The following is an 18,984-nucleotide window of genomic DNA, read 5'->3' on the forward strand; positions in this document are numbered from 1 at the left end:
TTCAATTATGAGAATCTACATTTTTATCCTATCCGTTTTTACTTTATTATCGTGTCAACGAGATTCGGGTGCTTTAATAACGTTGTATTCGCTGCCTAAAAAACTAAAAGAGGTTTCGGGCATTACGTATATGTCTTCAAGTAATTTGATTTGGGCATTGGAAGACAGCGGTAATGCAAATGAAATTTATGGTCTGAATTTTGAAAACGGCAAAATTGAAAAAACAATAACCATCGAAAACACAGCAAATGTCGATTGGGAAGATATAACAAAAGACAACGATGGAAATCTATACATTGGAGATTTTGGAAACAATGATAATGAAAGAAAGAATCTAAGTATTTATAAAATCGATAGAAAATTCTTAACTTCCGATAGTGCAATTCCAACTTATAAAGTATCTTTTACATATCCGGAACAAAAAGATTTTCCACCTAAAAAATCCGAAATGTTTTATGATGTTGAAGGTTTTTTCGAATTCAGAAATAATTTCTATCTCTTCACTAAAAATCGAAGCAAAGGTTTTGACGGCACCGCTTTTTTATATAAAATTCCAAATACAGCCGGTTTTCATCAAGCGGTTTTAATGGGAGAAATTAACACTTGCGGCAGCTACAAGCATTGTGCAATCACGGCTGCAACGATAAGCCCCGATGGGTCCAAAGTTGCTGTTTTAACACATGACACGGTTTTTTTATTCGAAGAATTCGCAGGTGATGATTTTTTGAATGGAATAAAAACCACCTTAGAATTAAATCATTTTTCTCAAAAAGAAGCAGCTTCTTTTATTGATAATGACAGAATTTTTATTGCCGATGAAAAAACCAAAAGTGTGGGCGGGAATGTTTATGATATAAGTGTCAAAAAACTAAAATCCAAATCCTAATCCAAAAGCGATTCGAGCTTCCTCGCCAGCACTTTTAAAATAAGTCAGTCTTGCCGTTAATGCATTCAGGCTGTTGAGCCATAATCCGCCTCCAACAGATTGATGCCATTTCTCTGAATTCTCACCTTTTTGCCACACTCTTCCGTAATCAAAACCACCAAGAATTCCATAGGTCATAGGCAGAATGCTTCTTCTAATTCTCCCTAAATTCCAGCGTATATCGCTACTTTGATAAAAGGATTGATTGCCTAAAAAGCGTTCGTTTCTAAAACCTCTTAAGTCATAGTCACCACCTAAATTGGCCCCTTGGTAAAAATCAAAATTGTTATTCAATACTATTTTTGCCCTCATGATCGAAGCTAAAACTAATTTTCCGTCAGCGTCAATTTTATGATTGAAATTCAGTTTACTTTCAATAGCCGGAAAATTTCTTTTGGTATCTTCTAAATTCATTTTCCAAGTACCAGCAATAGAAAATCCCATTCCCATAGTGGGAAAGGAGGGAACATCGTAATTTTCAAAACTGTATTTTAAGGTTGCCCCTGCAAATTGTTGATTTTGGAAAACAGCGGGATTTATTTTTGTTGAAATATCGACGAATCGATTCATGGTTTCTTCTACGGTGATTCTTTCAAAGCTAGTTTGAAAATGGATTGTACTGCCATATTTCCCCACTTTTTTTATGGATGGCATCACTTTTAACATTCGGATGCGAACGCGATTGAAATCCATTCCAAAAGTATCGTCATTATTTACAGTCTCGTTTCCGTAACCAAAATAATTTATGGTAAAATTAGGACTCGTGAATTGAGTTTCAAAATCTAAATCCCATTTGCCAAATAATCGAGGAAAATTAGCGTTGTAAATAAGTTCGTACCCTTTAGTAGCAAAAAAATAATTGGCTTTTAAACTGTGTTTTTGTGTGTACGGATTTTGTTTAAAATCATTAACAACATAGCCACTAACAATGCCGAGTTTGATACCATCATCAGGATTAAAACCAATGTTAGGAAGTGCCGAAAAGGAATTGTATTTTGGTTTTTTATAATCATACAAGCTGGTTTCATAGTCATCTGATAGTAAAACTTTGCTCTTCGAGTCTAAAGTATAGGTGTTATTTTTTGATTTAAAATCATGAATTTTTATTCCACTTCCGTTTTCAACTACATACGAATCTTGATTTTGTCCTCCAATTAATCGAATTTTAATCCCTGATTTTGAGCTTCCATTTACTTCAAAAATATCATCATCATCTAAGCCATAAATCCATATTTTTTTAGTTTTTTTAGCGGTGAAACTTTTAGTGTATTGTAATTCATCCCCACTATTTTTTACACGATACACTTGGATTTCAAGTTTATTTTTTTCTTTATTTTGGATTATGAATTTGTCTTTTTTATCCGTTCCAACGATCAAAACCGTTTGTTGAAGGACTGTGTAGTATTGTGAGGCGGAACGGTACAATTTATTCCTTCTAAGTTTCAATTTGCGCTTAATGTCTTTAATGGTTTCATCCTGAACTTCTTTTGGCAAATTAGTAAAGGCGCCATCGATGTCCGCATCCGATAGGTTTTCCTGAATGTATCTCGCTTGTTTGATCCACTCGTTTTCTCCGGCAGTTTTTATAAAGGCAAGATCTAACGGGTAGGGTTCACGGTTCATCAATTTGACATTTGATATTTTTTCTTTAAAAGGTTGCATGTGACGCAATTGTGCTTTTTTCATTAAAACAAATAATAAAGCGCCATCATACTTAGTAAATGCCTGATCTCGGTCTCGTGGAATCGGTTTGTAAATAATTTTTTGCCCTACATTATATTCACCCCAACGCCATTGATCTTCATGTCTGTCCCAATCCCCTATAAGCATATCAAACAATCGGGCTTTGATATAGGCACTCTCATCAACTGTATATTTTTCATCTTTGTGAAGATTCTTCATTACTTCTTCCGTGCTGATAATGGCAGTTGGATTGCCAAAACTTTTCACGGCTTTCTGGCTATCACTTGGTTGTTCTTCAACAAGGTATAATTCATTCCCAAAATCAGCATTGAAATTTTTTAACGCTTTGTGTTTCGGAATATAATACAGTACAGGATTGGTATGTGCTACGCCAATTTTTGCTGCTAAATTCCCCACTGCAAATGGAGTGTAAGGATGTGCCGTTGTATAAAAATCCGACAGTAAATCTTCGGCATAGGTGTCTTCAAATTCGTCTTGGATAAACTGGTTTTTGAAAGCCACTGATTGCAGGAAACGCGTCGTGCTTTTTTTCATGGCGCGCATAAAATATTCTTTGCCGTCTTTGTTAATGAGTTGTAATGCATTCGACTGATGACCACCAACGGAGGGTCTTGGCTGCAGTCCACCAAAAAGAGTGTCAATAGTAGTTGTTGTTGCTTCGATTGGAAGGCTGTAATATTTTCGGTAGTGGTTTCCGAAGAAAAATTTATAAAATCCGGATTTTTTGGTTTGCCTCGCAGTATAAATGCTTGATGTTGTTGTCTTAGAAAAAGCGACAGGGAATTCTCTGGTATCATAGTTGTCTTTTTCAGGAAGAACCAATTGTTGATGAATTAATTTTTCTTTGTCATTTTGCGTACCATAAAAAGAAACTTTTGCAGCCCCATTTTGATAAACAGCTAATGCGGCATATCCATTTCGAGCATACGAAAAATCATAGGGAAAAATTGCTTTTGCAGCCTCAGATTTGGAACCGGCACCACTGATTATTTGTTTGATATTATCTTTTTCAATGTATTGTAAATTATGGTCATGACCTGAAACAACAATTACATTATCTTGATTGTGTAGCAATGTTTTTACCCTTTTAATAAAAAAGGTATATTGTTTGTTTTGAATGTCTTGTGGACTTATTCCAGATGTTTTTCGCACAAAATTGATTACAGAACCTAAAACTGGAAGCGGAATTTTTTGTTCTAATGGGAAAAGTTGTTTTTCTACAGAAAATTGTCCTCCATGAGATCCATTACTCATTAGTGGATGATGTAATGCTACAACGACTGTTTTATCTTGGTTTTTAATCAAAAGACTTTCCAGCTCGACAAAAAAAGCTTCTCGTGTTTTAATGGTACAATCATCGTTAATGGTAGGACTTTTATCCCAATCTTCTAGGAACCATTGGCTGTCAATAGTGATGAGAACTAGATTTTTATTAATTTCTAAATTGTCAATTCCACAGCCGTTTCTAGGTGAAAATGAGTTTTTATCATTTAAATAGTCCGTTACAAATTTAGCTTGACGTTCTAGTCCTTTAATACCGTTGTACCAATCATGGTTTCCAGGAATGTAAATAGTTTTCCCTTTGAAATCTTTGGATAATTGAAGTTGATTTGTGAGCTTACTTTCGGCAATAATTCGTTCATTTGGGTTGTCAGCACTAGGCAATCCTTTTGGATAAATATTATCACCAAGAAATAAAAGAGTACTGTTTTTATTGGCTTTTTTCAATCGATTTTCCAAAAAGCCAAGCGTTTGCTTTACCGTTTTTTCATTGGTATTTCCAGCATCGCCAATCAAGTAAAAGGTATGTGCAATTTTTGAGCTATCTGTATCGCTTTGAAATGCTGTTTTATCTAATTTTTTACCAAATTGTGCGTGATGTGTTGCACACGACTGAAAAATTAAGGTCGAAACAAATAACATAAAAGCTACTTTATTTGAAGTAACATAATAATTATCCCAAAACAACTTCATAATTTAGTAGTATAAAAATTTATTTCTGAATCTTATAAAACAAACCGAAAAGTTTGTTAATAAATTACCCAAAGATAAACTTTCTACATCATATACCCATTATATTTTTAATTACACTTTTGACGTAGTTTATGCTGTTGATATACGTGCTGAAAGCAAAAAAAAGACGTTCTGCTGACAAATAAATTTTGCGTACTGACGCTTGGTTTCATGACGGGAGATATAAAAAAGAAGAAAAACCAGAACGCGAAGTTGATGCCGTATTCGTTCCAAAAATAGTTAAAATCATGTGCTTAAATGCATTTAGTACACAACACTTTGGTAAATATGTTTATTTCAGTAATTAAAAGTAATTGCTGATTTTCCGGAGTTTAATGAATTGTAATAAATTTAGAGATTAATTTTCTACAGAATGAATTCTTTTATTGTAAAATCCAATTAGGGTTTCATTGATTTCTTTTAGCTCTGGTGTTAAAAATGTTTTTTTGCCTTTTTCATCGTTAGTAAATTCGAGCTGACAGACAGTGCATTTAAATTCTTTGAAATGATCTGTGACATTTCGAGTTGTAATTATTTTATGGCCAAATAGAATGCACAAAATTTTTTTACTTAGAAATTTTTCTTTGATTTCCATTAAATTCATTTTTTTGGGTATTTAGATCTCGGCGTTAAACTTACGTAATAACCGTTTAAACGTCAAATAAAATCGATGAAATACACTTTAAATTAATTATAACAAAAAAATTCTTATAAAATATTTTTTTATTCTTTAAGTAATTATATTGAAGGGTTGTAAACGCAAAAAAGAATCCTCAACTACTTAAGCAATTGAGGATTGAAATCTTAAAACCATAAAAAGTATCTTTAACTTTTTTCTTCTTTATTGAAATATACTAAGTAGTAATACATTTGTTTTTCTTCGTCCCAACCTTTTTCTACATATTTTTCGGCACTTTCGGGATTGATGAAATCCATTTTAATCTGAATGTGAGTATCTAAATTGATTACGTTTTTGATTGATTTTCTAGCGTCAGAAACGGCTGCGTTCGCAATAGGAAATGACGTTACATCTTCAATGCTGTATTTTTCTCCTTTGTCAATTTTGTAGTTTTTAAATTCTGGAATCAAATCCGGATTATCTAACACTTCGTTTAAGAAATTAGTCTCTTCAAATTGATCGTTTTTTGCAAAGTAATTTACAGAACGGTTCATGAACATCACTTCTTCTTTTTTGTCTTCTGCAGGGAAAACGACATCTTTAGCAAAGTTTTGACAGAATTTCAAATACTTTTTAGTGATAAAGTTTTCATCCTCAAAAGCATCAACAGACAAGAAGTGTTCTAACCAATATCTGGCATCATAACGGTTGCTATCAACCGTTAGGATTTTGTAACCTTCTTCTTTTTTATAGTTAAAAATGATACAGCCTTTGTCCAGCTTATTCAAACTGACACCGTGCTGTAAAATCATTTCCAAGTGTGTTGCTTTTTCTTCAAACTGCAAAAAGTCAGATTGAATCTCGCTTTTAAAGATCCCTATTGCATCCACCACATTATTATCAATGCTTACGTTAGTTAAATACGTCACATAAACTTCGCCGTTCTTGATGTGTGGATGATTGGACTGTTCAAATAAGTGCGTTGTGATTTTTTTAGAAATGTCATGAATTGTACTTGGATTATCAAAAACTTCCGATGCAAACTTGAACATATCGTTGTAGTCCAAATCAATTTCATGCGCAAACTGAAAATAGTTTTCTTCTTTTTCTCTAAATGGTTTAAAGAAAAATTCCTTCATCAACGGCACAATTTCATCGTTTAGATTAAAAGGTTGTTCCGATAAAAAGATAGCTTCATTTCTACTTTTATTACCAACTCTATGAATTGATAAGTTCTCGATATGTGTATTGTATAAGTTGATCATTTTTCTTTTTTTAGATAAAAGAACCAAGATGAAAGACAGCAAAAATCGTCTTTTATCTTGGCTCTGGATTCTTAATCCGCTGTTTTTTTAATTCCAATTCTCCTCAAACCCAAAGTCTTCAAAACTATCGTCGCCTTCAAACATATCCAAATCATCTTCGTCTAGGCCATCTTCAAACTCGTCATTATAGTCGTCGGCATTGTCTGATTCAAAGTTTTTCTCCATCGCTTCGTCAGGCATTTCTCCATGAGAAAATATCGTCTCAGGATATAAATTGCCAACTAGTTGATCTTCTACAGCAGCCAGTTCTACAAGGAATGTCCACATATTAATGAAATCATAAACGTAGAGGATTTTAGTATTTTCCTGGTCTAAAATATCTGATAATTGGTAGTCGCTCATGATTTTTTGCTCACCTGGAACATCACCGTTATCAAAAAGTGAAATTTCATCTTCTTGATTCCAAGTTTCATCGCATGTATAAAACGAAGCCACTTCCATTCCGTCAAATCCGAATGAATTGAAAATAGCATTGTGCAAATCTTCTAAAGTATCGTCTTCAAGTATTGCAATGTCTCTAAAAACATCCTCTTCTGCGTCTAGAATTACTCTAAATTTATAAACCATAATCTTTAATTTTATTGAAAGCTCAAAGATAAAATTTAATTTTTAGATTTAGATTTCAGATTTTAGATTTGTTGATAATATTTTTGTGTATGACTATCACGTGACATAAATGATTAGTTGTTATTTAAACGGTGCTTTTTTTAATCTTGCGCGCCATTTTTTTTCTTATGATGTGGTACCTTTTGTGACTTGGATATAACCGGTTAGTCGTCATGTTATTAAAAATCAAAGCCACAGCCAATAAGATCAGTACTCCGCTCAATACGGGATAAAGTACATACCAATAGCCTAGATCTTTAATTTTTGGTGTACCTATTATAGCAATCAAAGCAGTGGCGCCTCCCGGAGGATGGAGCGTTTTTGTCATTTGCATTAAAACGATAGATAAGGAAACAGCAAGAGGAGCGGCAATCCATAAAATAGTAGGTATAAATGTAGCAACAGTAACTCCTACAAATGCCGAAACAACATGTCCGCCCACAAGATTTCGGGGTTGTGCCAACGGACTTTGAATATTCCCATAAACCAATACGCTGGAAGCTCCAAAAGACCCGATTAAGTAGACCACATCCGAATGTAATAACGTTTTGGATTGCATGTAAGCAATTAATCCGATTCCAATAAATGAACCTAAAAAAGCCCAAAAATGTTCCTTAAAATCAATTAGTGTTTCTTTGTAAAGTATGTATTTGGTTTTACGATAACCCCTTTTTATTTTTTTAACTTCCATAGATAATTATTTAACTAAACTTGGGGAATACGTGTAAACCGTGAACGGATAAATTAGCTTAGCTGTATATTTTGAAATCAAACAAACTATTAGAATAGGAAGAAATAAGGTATAATCATTAGTTAATCCACAAACTAAGAATATAGCAGTAAATGGCGCATGAATACTGGCGCTCAAAACGGCCGCCATTCCTATTATGATGAAGTTTATTGGAATTACGTTAGCATTGAAATACGTATTCAAAACTAAAGCAAGCAATAGTCCTAAAAATGCACCAATAAACAGGCTTGGGGCAAAAACACCACCATCTCCTCCTGAGGCTAGCGTAACGGAAGTAACAATAGGTTTCAAAACTATAATCCCGATAAAACTCAGTACCAATGAAAGCGAAAGCACCAGTTCATTCGGATTGATAAAAATAGTTTTGATGGCATGATATCCTTCACCATAAAGTTGTGGAAATACAAAAAGAGAAATACTTAAAATCACAGATCCAAAGATGATTTTAAAATAAGGCACTTTTATTTTCGAAAACTGTTCTTTAAAAAATAACACACAACGCGTTAAATAAACGGAATTTATTCCTGCTATAATTCCCAAAAGTATGAAGTAGGGGATTGCTCTAATGTGCCAAGTTGTGATGTGTATTGCAAATAACGGTTTTTCGTCCAACAAATAAATGAGTCCAAAAGCGATGGAAACCGCCACAAGGTTTGTGAGTACAAACGCTCGAGTTACTTTTTTTGAAATCACTTCAAGTGAAAATAAAATTCCGGCAATCGGGCTGCTGAATAATGCGGTAATTCCAGCCGCAACTCCTGCACAAATCAACTCGGTTTTGTATTTTCTGAAAACATTTTGTTTTCTTTGCGCAACGGAACCAATCGTAGCCGAAGCGACAACAGTAGAAACTTCTATACCGGTAGAGCCACCAAAAACGACGGTCAATAAACCATTAATGAAATGAGATGGGATTTTGTAGCTGGGTAAATTCTTAGATTGGGAATTGGTACTTTCAAAAACTTCTTTTATTCCCTTATTTTCCTTTTTCTTGAATAAATATTCTCGTAGAAAATAAATAACTGACAAGCCAAAAACTGGAAAAACAACAAAAAATATTGGATTTACAATCGTTTGGTGAAAAAAGATTTCTTCGTAATACTCTGTTGTGTTTTTTAAAATAACACCTAAAAAAGCAGAAAGAAAACCAATTAGAATGGATACAATAACTAGTTTTTGAAATTTAATGAAATGATAGTTTTTTTTAATTTTTGCGGTATTGTTCATTTGAGATTGTTTGTCATCTTTTAAATACTCTAAATAAAAGAGCAATCAATTAAAGTAATGTGTCTGATTATTACAAAATTAAAGAAACAAAATCAGATTTGAACGGAAAAAAGAGTTTGACAATTTCCTTTTATGATATCGGTACTATTTTTACTTTTTTGTGAGCAAATACAATTTATTTTTCATAAAATTCTATCGGTAACTCATCGGGATCTGCAATGAAGAAGAAGCTTTTTTGTGTAAATTCATCAATACGAATTGCTTCCGCAGTTATCTTTTGATTCACTAAGTGATCTCGCGTTTTTTGAATATCGTTCACTTCAAAAGCTAAATGCCGCATTCCAGACGCTTCTGGAGCAGAAAGACGTTTTGGTGGATTTGGAAATGAAAACAATTCAATCACATATTCTCCATTAAGTGCCAAATCAAGTTTGTAGGATTGTCTTGCTTCACGATAAATTTCCTGTATAATTTCTAGACCTAAAATTTTTGTATAAAACGTTTTAGATTTCTGATAATCGGAGCAAATAATGGCTATGTGGTGTATTTTATTTAGTTGTAGCATGTTATTTAAATAAGTAATTACGTGAAGAATTGCGGTGATATTTTTAGTCAAAGCATTTGAATAAAAGCGATATAACAGCATTTTGGGTTATGAAAACCATTTATTCCTAAAAGAAAAAGTACTTGGTTGTGATCATCGTTATTTTGTCAATGATGTCTCAGAAACAACTTATTTTTAAGAGGAAAGGCATTATCCTTGTCTGAAATATATTTAATGCATTTTTTCTAGAATTGCTAAAGCGTAAAATGAAAAAAGCTTAATCAATTGATTAAGCTTTAATTTCTATTTTTTTGCATCCGAACAAAGACCAACAATTTCATGAAAAGTGTCGTGTAAATCAGTAATTGATTTCAATATTACGGCGTCAGATTCATTTAAAGTAATTAATTTATGCAGTGCTTTGCTTTTCAATTGTAAACGTTCAGAGGAAGCCAATATAGCGTTTGTTCTGAATTCTGCAGGAATATCAGACTTCAATACTAGAGCTGCTTTGTCCATTATTTCCCCTGAGCGTGCTCTGATAGGTGTAAAATTTCCTTCTTCTGCAGGATGAAAAGTTTGTGACATTACTTCGTGAAATTCCTTTAAGGCAGACCATTTTTCGAAAGTGGATTGTGCCGAAACAGCGTTTGCGACAACAATAAGCGCCATGATTAGAAATGCTTTAAGATGTTTCATAATTGTTTCAGAGTTTAAATGTTCATGCCAAAGTTAAGAAAATTTACTTTTAACGAACTCATTTTTTGCTTTTGAGATTCGTTAAACATTCAGTTTCCGGATCACTTTTGCCGGATTTCCTACTGCCAATGAATTGTCAGGAATGTCTTTTGTAACTACTGATCCTGCGCCAATTACACAGCCACTGCCAATGGTTACACCAGGGCAAATAACTGAGTTTCCGCCGATCCAACAGTCGTCACCGATCGTTATTGGTAGTGCATTCTCCAATGTTTTTCTTAATTCAGCATCCAGCGGATGTGTGGCAGTATACAATTGTACTCCTGGCGCAAAAAAGACATTCGAACCAATAGTAACTTTGGCGCAATCCAAGACAACACAGTTTACATTAAAATATACATTTTCGCCACAACTGATATTATATCCGTAATCACAAAAAAACGGAGGTTCTATGTAAAGATTTGCTCCTGCATTAGGAATGAGTTCTGTAACTATTTCTCTCGCTTTTTTTGTGACCCGATATTCTGTAACATTTAATCGGTGGAGTAAATTTTTAGATTTCCGTCTGTCCTTTACTAAAACAGGATCGCCTGCCAAATAATATTCTCCCGCAATCATTTTTTCTTTTTCAGTTATCATGTTTTTTTAATTTAATCTAGATGATTTTTTAGTTGGCTTTTCCAAATAAATGGGTTAATAAATTGATTTACAGTTTAGTTTTGGCAATTTTATCGTGAATTTTTACCGTTTCCTGAAGTGCTGCGCTTCCATACCTAAGCGTCAGTTCTGCTTCCAGAAGTTTTTGAGTTTCCTCTTTTGTTGCCGTTGTATTGCTTCCATTTTTTAATAAACAAAAGACTTATTGCTTCATTCCATAATCATTTGCTTTTAATGATTTTGCCAATTTTTCATCAAATGTTGATTCAACTTGCTGAGAAAATACTGCAGTGCTACCGCAAAGTAGTACAAGTAGAAAGATTGATTTTTTCATTTTTTCTAGATTTGATGGCAAACAAATTTAAGGTTTTCATCATAAGATAAAACATCCTGATGTAAAATACTTGGTTTTAAGTTCGAAATGTATTGGCTGAAACAATTCATCCAGCAATTTTAACAGTTCAGTAATTACTTTTTTTGGTTCTGATTTTTGCGACGGATATTTGCTTCATCACAATCAAACATTATGAAGCCACGATTTATTCATCAGTCCAATCATTCGAACAGAAGCCTAAAAGTCACCTTTACGGTTGCCTTTTTATTATTCAGCTTGCTAATATTTGCACAAAATACAATTTCTGGCAAAGTGGTGGATGAGAAAGGAAAACCTATTTCGGGCGCTAATGTTTTTATTGAAGGAACGAATGATGGCACTTCCAGCACGGAAACGGGCGATTTTAGTTTTACGACTACAACAACGGGCAATCAAACTTTGGTAGTGAGTTTTCTAATTTTTGAAACTTCAAAAACTGTTATTGATGTAGCTAATTTTCAAAATAAAACGATAAAACTGCGAGAAAGTGTTACCTCGCTCGATGCAGTTGTAATTACGGCAGGAACATTAGAAGCAGGCGATAAGGCTAGAGTTTCGGTTTTAAAACCATTAGACATCGTAACTACGGCGGGTTCTGCAGGAAATATTATTGCGGCTTTGCAAACCTTGCCGGGAACACAAACGGTAGGCGAGGATGGGCGATTGTTCGTTCGTGGTGGCGAGGCCAATGAAACACAAACTTTTGTTGATGGGATTCGGGTGGCACAACCGTATGGCGCTACCACAAATAACTTGCCTACCAGAGGGAGGTTCTCTCCTTTTTTATTCGGTGGAATATCATTTTCCACTGGCGGATATTCTGCGGAATATGGCGAAGCGTTATCCAGTGTTTTACTGTTGAATACACAAGATAATCCGGATCAAAATAAAATCGAAATCGCTTTGATGACTGTAGGTTTAGGGCTTGGTAGCACTCAAAAATGGAAAAAAAGTTCTTTGAGCGTAAATACTAATTACATCAATTTAGCGCCGTATCAAGCTGTTATTCCTCAAAATGTGGATTGGAACAGTCCTTTTCAATCTTTGTCAGGAGAAACAGTGTATCGCTATAACTTTAATAATGGGATCTTGAAAGTATACGCTGCTTTTGACTCATCAAAATTCGATATTAATCAGGAAAACATCAATTCGCCAGAGAAAGTCAGAGTAGATTTAAACAATACCAATTTCTATTTGAATACCTCTTATAAAGGTGTTTTTGGGAACAACTGGCAAATTACTTCTGGGTTGAGTTATGGCTATAGCAACAACAAAATAAATTTGGATTTAGATAGAGTGAACAATGATGAAAACGCTGCCCATTTGAAATTAAAATTAAGAAAAAGCTTTTCTGAACGATTGAAATTATCCTTTGGAGCCGATTATTTTGTTACCCAATTCAATGAAGACTTCAAGGAAAGTTTAGGTTCGGATTTTACCAATGGCTACGATGCTAACATTGCAGCTGTTTATACGGAAGCTGATATTTTCTTCTCTAAAAAGTGGGCTGCAAAAGTAGGAGTAAGGGCTTCGAATAACAATTTACTGAACGAAACTGCCATTTCACCCCGAATTTCATTCGCATATAAAATGGCTAAAAACAGTCAGTTTTCATTTGCTTATGGCAATTTTACCCAAACACCAACTGCGGAATATATCAAATATTCCAATAATCATCAGTTTGAAAGCGAAAAGGCTTCGCATTACATTTTAAATTTTCAGTACTATAAAAACGGAAAAACGTTCCGTGCTGAAACCTATTTTAAAGAGTACAATAATTTAGTAAAATTCGACACAGAAAGAGCCGCTTATAATTCTGTTTATGATAATACCGGTGCTGGTTTTGCGAAAGGATTAGATCTGTTTTGGAGAGACGGAAAATCCATCAAGAATCTAGAATATTGGGTTTCCTATTCCTACATCGATACGGAGAGAGATTATAAAAATTTCAGATCGCAAGTAACACCAAGCTTTGTTGCGGATCATAGTTTATCAATTGTTACTAAATACTGGATAAACGATTGGAAATCGCAAATAGGTTTTACGAACTCGTACAGTTCCGGACGGCCTTACAACAATCCAAATGAAACTAAATTTATGAATGGAAAAACCAAATCCTACAATAGTTTGAGTTTCAATTGGGCGTATTTATTGTCACCGCAAAAGATTTTGTATTTCTCGGTTTCCAATGTTTTAGGTTCACAGAATGTATTTGGATACGAATACGCGAACAACCCGGATAATGCAGGCTTTTACAACCGAAAAGAAATTGTTCCTACGGCAGATCGTTTTTTCTTCGTAGGATTCTTTTGGACGATAAGCAACGATAAGAAAGATAATCAGTTGAGAAATCTTTAAAAAAGTCATAAAGTCAAAAGCCTAAAGTCATTATTATCGTAAACTCTTTCGACTTTACGATTTTGGACTAAATAACAATTCATCCTTCAAATTCTACAATTCAGTATTTATAAATTTTAAAGCAAGAAAATCCGAGATACTTTTGAGGTATAATTAACACAATGTTTCAATCATCAAAAAAACAACCCTTTAAAACAAGAAATCATGACAAAAGTTATCACCACCATCGCATTTTTTATCTGTAGTTTGCTATCAGCCCAAGCGCAATTCGAGCAAGGAATGGGAAAAGCATTCCAATTATGGGGCGAAGGAAAAAATACCGAAGCTTCTGATTTGTTCGAAAGAATTGCTGCCGCTGAAAAAACAAGTTGGTTGCCGAATTATTATGTGGCTCTGGTGAACACAACGACTGCTTTTAGAACAAAAGATAAAGATCAAATGAATTTATTGCTTTCGAAAGCACAAAATGCGTTGGATATAGAAATAGATAAAAATCCAAATAATGCCGAACTATTGGTTATGCAGGCGATGATTCACACCGCTTGGATTGCTTTTGACCCGATGACAAACGGACAAAAATTATCGGGAACGGTTATGGAATTGTACGGAAAAGCACAGGCAATTGCTCCTGAAAACCCACGAGTTGTTTTTGGCAAAGCCGAATTTGAAATTGGTGGAGCCAAATTTTGGGGAACAGACACTAAACCAATGTGTGCGCAAATTGAAAAAGCTATCGGACTTTTTGCTACTTTTAAACCTGAAACACCCTTCTCTCCAAAATGGGGATTGGACAGAGCATTAGCAGCACAGAAAAATTGTAAATAGGTAAATAAAACAACAGAGCGTAAAACATTCAAAACCTTTGCGTGATTGTAGCTTCTAAATTAAAAGCATAATAAAATGAGTAGAATATATAAAGAATTTCAAAGAGCACTAAAACTGACCGTACTAATTTTTGTAGTGATTCAATTAGTCAATGTAATAATGGGAAGTGAAATTTATTTTGGTAAGAGACTGCTGGTCAATTTTCTCTTCACAATGATGTATACTTTTTCTTTATACGCTGCAAACATGTTCCTTTTTTGGAAATTAGACGCTTATTTTGAAGACCGATTTTCAGTAAAAAGAGTGGCATTTGGTTTTATAGGTTCGTTTTTGGTTTCATTGTTGGTCATTTTTTTAATGCACGTTTTTGAAGAAGTGGTGTACAATAAAAACTCTTTTGACTACTTCTTGACTAACGAAAAGCCTTCTAGCTATTTAGGATCAATAATAATCACTTTTTTTGTCACATTATCCATTTACACGATTACATTTTATAAAGCGTATAATGAGAACAAAGTCAAAGAACAGAAAATTATTGCTGGAACGGCTAACGCGAAATTCGAGAGTTTAAAAAATCAAATTGATCCTCATTTTCTGTTTAATAGTTTGAATGTATTAAGTTCTTTGATCGAAGAAAATCCAGATAATGCACAGCGGTTTACGATCTCTTTATCAAAGATTTATCGCTATGTATTGGAACAAAAAGATAAAGAACTGGTTTCGGTTGAAGAGGAATTGGCTTTCGCCAAAACGTATATGAATTTATTGAAAATGCGGTTTGAAAATAGTTTGTTTTATGAATTGCCAAGTCGAGATGATGGCGTTTCTTCGTCCCTCGCAATGAAAGAAGCCAAAGTAGTGCCGCTTTCATTACAGCTTTTGTTGGAGAATACAGTAAAGCACAACGTGGTTAGTGAACAAAGACCTTTGCACATCAGGATTTATGTGGAGGGTGATTATTTAGCCGTTCAAAACGATTACCAAAAAAAAGAAGTATTGCAGGACAGACAAGGTGTTGGTTTGCAAAATATTGTCAACAGGTACGGAATTATAACCAATAGGAAAGTCTTGATTGCTCAAAATGAGAAAACATTTACGGTCAAAATACCCATTTTAACCAAACAAATTACCGTTATGGAAACAACTACAAATTATAATGAAAATAACGCCTATTACAGAGCCAAAAAACGAGTGGGAGAGCTCAAGGGATTTTACGGAAACTTAATTTCCTATTGTTGTGTGATTCCTTTTTTAATTTTTATTAATTTGAGTTTTTCACCACATTTTCAATGGTTTTGGTTTTCTGCAGTCGGATGGGGATTTGGATTGACGATGCACGCGTTCAAGGTTTTTGGGTATAGTTCCAATTGGGAAGAAAGAAAAATTCAGGAAATTTTGCGCAAAGAAGAGCATAAGCAAACTTGGAAATAAGAATTAGAGGCATTTTAATCGTAGAAAAATTTAAATAAAGAATTATGAAAAATACATATCAAAATGAAGATCGCTATTTTGAAGCGAAAAAACAAATGGAAGAAATTAAAGGTTTCTATGGAAACTTGACAGCCTACATTGTCTTTAATATTGCTCTTCTAATCATAAATTTAGTAACATCTCCTGAGCATTTATGGTTTTTTTGGCCTATGTTGGGATGGGGAATTGGGGTGATTTTTCATGGTATGAAAGTATTTAATTATACTCCATTTTTTGGTAAAGTTTGGGAAGAACAAAAAATTAAGGAGTTGATGGAAAAAGAGAATCTGAGAAAAGATACTTGGACGTAAGTCCCCAGTTTTTAAATTAAAATAGAATTGCCTTTGTTTATAATTCAAATGACACTTAATAATATCAAAATGAAAAAAAATGATAATTCTGAGTTTGGAGAATTCCAACCGGAAGATAAGTATGCTGCCGCCCAACTGGAAGTGAAGCGATTGAAAGGCTTTTACACGCATTTAATAGTGTATATAGCCATAAATATAATGATTGTATTCATAAACATCAGAGATTTGGATCCAGAAGAAAGTTATTTCAAAATAGAGAATTTCTTTACGGCATTCGTGTGGGGAATAGGAATAGTGGCACACGGTTGTACTGTTTTCTTGCCCAATTTTATTTTTGGAAAAAACTGGGAAGATAAAAAAATAAAGGAATTCATGGAAAAAGAGAAAAGCGAGAAATGGGAATAATTAATAGGTGTCGGGTTCATAGTATCTAACCCAAAATCCCAAAACCTAAAAACCAAAACCCAAATCCTAAAACCCAAATATGACAACAATAATAATCGAAGACGAAAAGCCAGCTGCAAGATTGCTGCAGCGGAAATTAGAAAAACTAAATATTCAAGTAGGAGTACTATTGCATTCTGTAGAAGAAGCGATTGATTGGTTTTCTAACAATCAGCATCCTGAATTGATCTTTTTAGACATTCAATTATCGGATGGATTGTCATTTGAAATATTTGAAAAAATTGAAATTAAGAGCGCGGTAATTTTTACAACGGCTTATGATGAGTATGCTTTAAGAGCTTTTAAATTGAATAGCCTTGATTATCTTTTGAAGCCAATTGACGAAGAGGATTTAGAGGTTGCTGTTTCTAAATTTAAAGCGCGTTTGCCAAAACAAGAAATCTTGCAGTTGGATTTTGAGCAGATAAAAAAAATGTTGTCTAATCCATTAGAAAAAAATCATAAAAAACGGTTTACGGTAAAAATTGGGCAACATTTAAAAGTGATTTCTACCGATGAAATTGAGTGTTTTTTTAGCGAGAATAAGGGAACGTATCTTCATACGTTTGACAATAGAAATTATTTAATTGAAACAACTTTAGAACTTTTGGAACAGGAATTAAATCCAAAAGATTTTTATAGAGTAAGCCGAAAATTCATAGTTCCGCTAAAGGCAATTAAGGAAATAGTTGTCTATAGTAATTCCCGGTTAAAAGTTATTTTGCCTTCTTATAAAGAAGATGAAGTAATTGTAAGCAGAGAAAAAGTTTCTGATTTTAAGAACTGGATTGAGTAGTTTTAGTATTTAAAAAACTGCTTCAAGCTCAGGTTCAAAAATCTTAAAAAAAGAAATTTTGATCGCGAAATTGAAACAGTTTTAGAACCTGTTAATCGTCGAATTAATCAAATAATGATTTGATTTCTTTTTTTGTCTTACCTAACTTTTGTTGTAATTTACCCCACATTTCGTCTTCTTTACCCTCGTCATAAAGTAAATCATCATCCGTTAAATCGGCAAATTTTTGTTTAAGTTTTCCTTTTAACTCATTCCAGTTTCCTTCAATCTCTTCTGAATTCGGCATAATTTCTAAGTTTAAAATTACTATTTGTTCACTTCAAATTTGGGGATTTTAAACTGTTATTCTGTTACACAATTTTAGGAAATTATTATATAATTTTAATAAATTGTATAATCGTGTTTTACGTTGTAGTGTTGTAAAGCAATTACATTTTAGTTAAATTATGACTAAAGGTCTAGTTTATTAAAGTGCTGGTAATGTGTTTTTTGTTAATTTAATATAGATTATATCTATGATCAGTTTAAATTTTAAAAAACACTTTTCTGATAGCTATTATTACAAAAATTAAAATAGTATACAGTACAAAAAATGGAATGATATACTCAATGAAATTTAGAGATAACAGTACGGCAATTATCAATAATTGAAACCCCAATCCATAAATTGAAACCAAAGTCATAAACCAGTTAGGGAACGTTTTTACTTTGTAAGCATCTTTGTCAAGGGCGTGAATCGTTTTATCAAACGCTCCATAGACAATGGTATAAATACAGAATAAAATATCAACTGATTTTTGAGTTTCTCCAAGTAATGCTGTCGGAGATTTATTTTCAAAAATTTTACTGGTTGTGTCTCCGCCAACTGAGTTATTTCTTAAAATTACATAGTAGTAATTGTATAAAGTACCCTGTAACTGAATGCCAATAAAAGCCAAAACAGTCCACCAAAAAGTTGTTTGGGAAACATAACAAATGCTCATTAAAAATAAAAAATTTAAGATGATGTCAAAAACGCTGTCTAAGTATCTTCCGGTGTAGGAAGGCGTTTTTTTTAATCGTGCCAGTTCGCCATCTGCAGCATCAATCATTGATTTCAAAATGATAAAAAAACCTGCGAAATAGTAGCTTCCTTGCAGAATACAGTATATCGCGATCAAGCCTGAAACACCAAAAAGAAGAGTGACATGTATAGGCGTAAAACACGTATCTTTTAATTTATTGGCAAGAAATTTTCCAAATGGTCTTCCATAATCTGATAAATCTAAAAATTTATCTTGTGCAGCAAGTTTAGACATTTACGTTAATAAGCAAAGAAATGCGACAATATAGTCAAG

At 33.5% G+C, this 18,984-nt stretch carries 19 protein-coding genes; 7 read left to right on the forward strand and 12 right to left on the reverse strand.

The genetic code is table 11. The features are described 5' to 3' along the window. Positions 1-7: 7 nt before the first annotated feature. Positions 8-886, forward strand: coding sequence for a hypothetical protein (locus ACNQGJ_RS06330; protein WP_417972275.1), 879 nt, complete (start codon positions 8-10; stop codon positions 884-886). Here ACNQGJ_RS06330 and ACNQGJ_RS06335 read toward each other — a convergent pair. From ACNQGJ_RS06335 to ACNQGJ_RS06380, 10 genes are all read right to left on the reverse strand, one after another. Next, entirely contained in the window at positions 869-4,603 is a 3,735-nt protein-coding gene (locus ACNQGJ_RS06335) for a metallophosphoesterase (RefSeq protein ID WP_417972276.1), read from the reverse strand. The genes ACNQGJ_RS06330 and ACNQGJ_RS06335 overlap by 18 nt on opposite strands. A 397-nt stretch (positions 4,604-5,000) precedes the next feature. Continuing rightward, complete coding sequence (locus ACNQGJ_RS06340; protein WP_417972277.1) at positions 5,001-5,237, reverse strand: hypothetical protein; 237 nt, start codon at positions 5,235-5,237, stop codon at positions 5,001-5,003. 230 nt (positions 5,238-5,467) lie between these two features. Next, positions 5,468-6,526 carry a nucleoid-associated protein gene (locus ACNQGJ_RS06345; RefSeq protein ID WP_417972278.1) on the reverse strand — a complete coding sequence of 353 codons (1,059 nt, stop codon included), beginning with the start codon at positions 6,524-6,526 and terminating at the stop codon, positions 5,468-5,470. Between the two features lie 87 nt (positions 6,527-6,613). Then, positions 6,614-7,153 carry an IS1096 element passenger TnpR family protein gene (locus tag ACNQGJ_RS06350; RefSeq protein WP_417972279.1) on the reverse strand — a complete coding sequence of 180 codons (540 nt, stop codon included), beginning with the start codon at positions 7,151-7,153 and terminating at the stop codon, positions 6,614-6,616. A 124-nt stretch (positions 7,154-7,277) separates the two neighbouring features. Next, on the reverse strand, positions 7,278-7,883 hold the full coding sequence (locus ACNQGJ_RS06355) for an HPP family protein (RefSeq protein WP_417972280.1): 606 nt from the start codon (positions 7,881-7,883) through the stop codon (positions 7,278-7,280). 6 nt (positions 7,884-7,889) lie between these two features. After that, a complete protein-coding gene (locus tag ACNQGJ_RS06360) occupies positions 7,890-9,170 on the reverse strand; it encodes a chloride channel protein (protein ID WP_417972281.1) in 1,281 nt (426 codons plus the stop codon). A 175-nt stretch (positions 9,171-9,345) separates the two neighbouring features. Continuing rightward, positions 9,346-9,735 carry an SMU1112c/YaeR family gloxylase I-like metalloprotein gene (gene gloA2 / locus ACNQGJ_RS06365; RefSeq protein WP_417972372.1) on the reverse strand — a complete coding sequence of 130 codons (390 nt, stop codon included), beginning with the start codon at positions 9,733-9,735 and terminating at the stop codon, positions 9,346-9,348. Positions 9,736-10,017: 282 nt separating this feature from the next. Further along, a complete protein-coding gene (locus ACNQGJ_RS06370) occupies positions 10,018-10,413 on the reverse strand; it encodes a hypothetical protein (protein WP_417972282.1) in 396 nt (131 codons plus the stop codon). 81 nt (positions 10,414-10,494) lie between these two features. Next, on the reverse strand, positions 10,495-11,052 hold the full coding sequence (locus tag ACNQGJ_RS06375) for a sugar O-acetyltransferase (protein ID WP_417972283.1): 558 nt from the start codon (positions 11,050-11,052) through the stop codon (positions 10,495-10,497). 220 nt (positions 11,053-11,272) lie between these two features. Beyond that, positions 11,273-11,404, reverse strand: a complete 132-nt coding sequence (locus ACNQGJ_RS06380; RefSeq protein WP_417972284.1) for a hypothetical protein — start codon at positions 11,402-11,404, stop codon at positions 11,273-11,275. 192 nt (positions 11,405-11,596) lie between these two features. On the opposite strand from ACNQGJ_RS06380, the gene ACNQGJ_RS06385 reads away from it, so the two are divergent. The 6 genes from ACNQGJ_RS06385 (at position 11,597) to ACNQGJ_RS06410 (ending at position 17,647) form a co-directional block, all read left to right on the forward strand. After that, positions 11,597-13,801 carry a TonB-dependent receptor gene (locus tag ACNQGJ_RS06385; RefSeq protein WP_417972285.1) on the forward strand — a complete coding sequence of 735 codons (2,205 nt, stop codon included), beginning with the start codon at positions 11,597-11,599 and terminating at the stop codon, positions 13,799-13,801. A 204-nt stretch (positions 13,802-14,005) separates the two neighbouring features. Beyond that, entirely contained in the window at positions 14,006-14,626 is a 621-nt protein-coding gene (locus ACNQGJ_RS06390) for a hypothetical protein (RefSeq protein WP_417972286.1), read from the forward strand. Positions 14,627-14,701: 75 nt separating this feature from the next. Then, complete coding sequence (locus ACNQGJ_RS06395; RefSeq protein ID WP_417972287.1) at positions 14,702-16,057, forward strand: histidine kinase; 1,356 nt, start codon at positions 14,702-14,704, stop codon at positions 16,055-16,057. A gap of 44 nt (positions 16,058-16,101) precedes the next feature. Then, a complete protein-coding gene (locus ACNQGJ_RS06400) occupies positions 16,102-16,407 on the forward strand; it encodes a 2TM domain-containing protein (protein ID WP_417972288.1) in 306 nt (101 codons plus the stop codon). A 69-nt stretch (positions 16,408-16,476) separates the two neighbouring features. Beyond that, complete coding sequence (locus ACNQGJ_RS06405) at positions 16,477-16,812, forward strand: 2TM domain-containing protein (protein ID WP_417972289.1); 336 nt, start codon at positions 16,477-16,479, stop codon at positions 16,810-16,812. Positions 16,813-16,891: 79 nt separating this feature from the next. Then, positions 16,892-17,647: a LytR/AlgR family response regulator transcription factor gene (locus tag ACNQGJ_RS06410; RefSeq protein WP_417972290.1), complete on the forward strand. Its 756-nt coding sequence runs from the start codon at positions 16,892-16,894 to the stop codon at positions 17,645-17,647. A 103-nt stretch (positions 17,648-17,750) separates the two neighbouring features. Here ACNQGJ_RS06410 and ACNQGJ_RS06415 read toward each other — a convergent pair whose 3' ends face one another. Together ACNQGJ_RS06415 and ACNQGJ_RS06420 are read right to left on the reverse strand one after the other, a co-directional pair. Beyond that, entirely contained in the window at positions 17,751-17,933 is a 183-nt protein-coding gene (locus ACNQGJ_RS06415) for a CsbD family protein (RefSeq protein WP_417972291.1), read from the reverse strand. A gap of 238 nt (positions 17,934-18,171) precedes the next feature. Further along, the gene (locus tag ACNQGJ_RS06420) at positions 18,172-18,945 is read right to left on the reverse strand and encodes a CDP-alcohol phosphatidyltransferase family protein (RefSeq protein ID WP_417972292.1); all 774 of its coding nucleotides are present in this window, start codon (positions 18,943-18,945) and stop codon (positions 18,172-18,174) included. Positions 18,946-18,984: the final 39 nt, after the last annotated feature.

The sequence above is a fragment of the Flavobacterium cryophilum genome (genome assembly GCF_048286555.1).
Lineage (GTDB): Bacteria > Bacteroidota > Bacteroidia > Flavobacteriales > Flavobacteriaceae > Flavobacterium.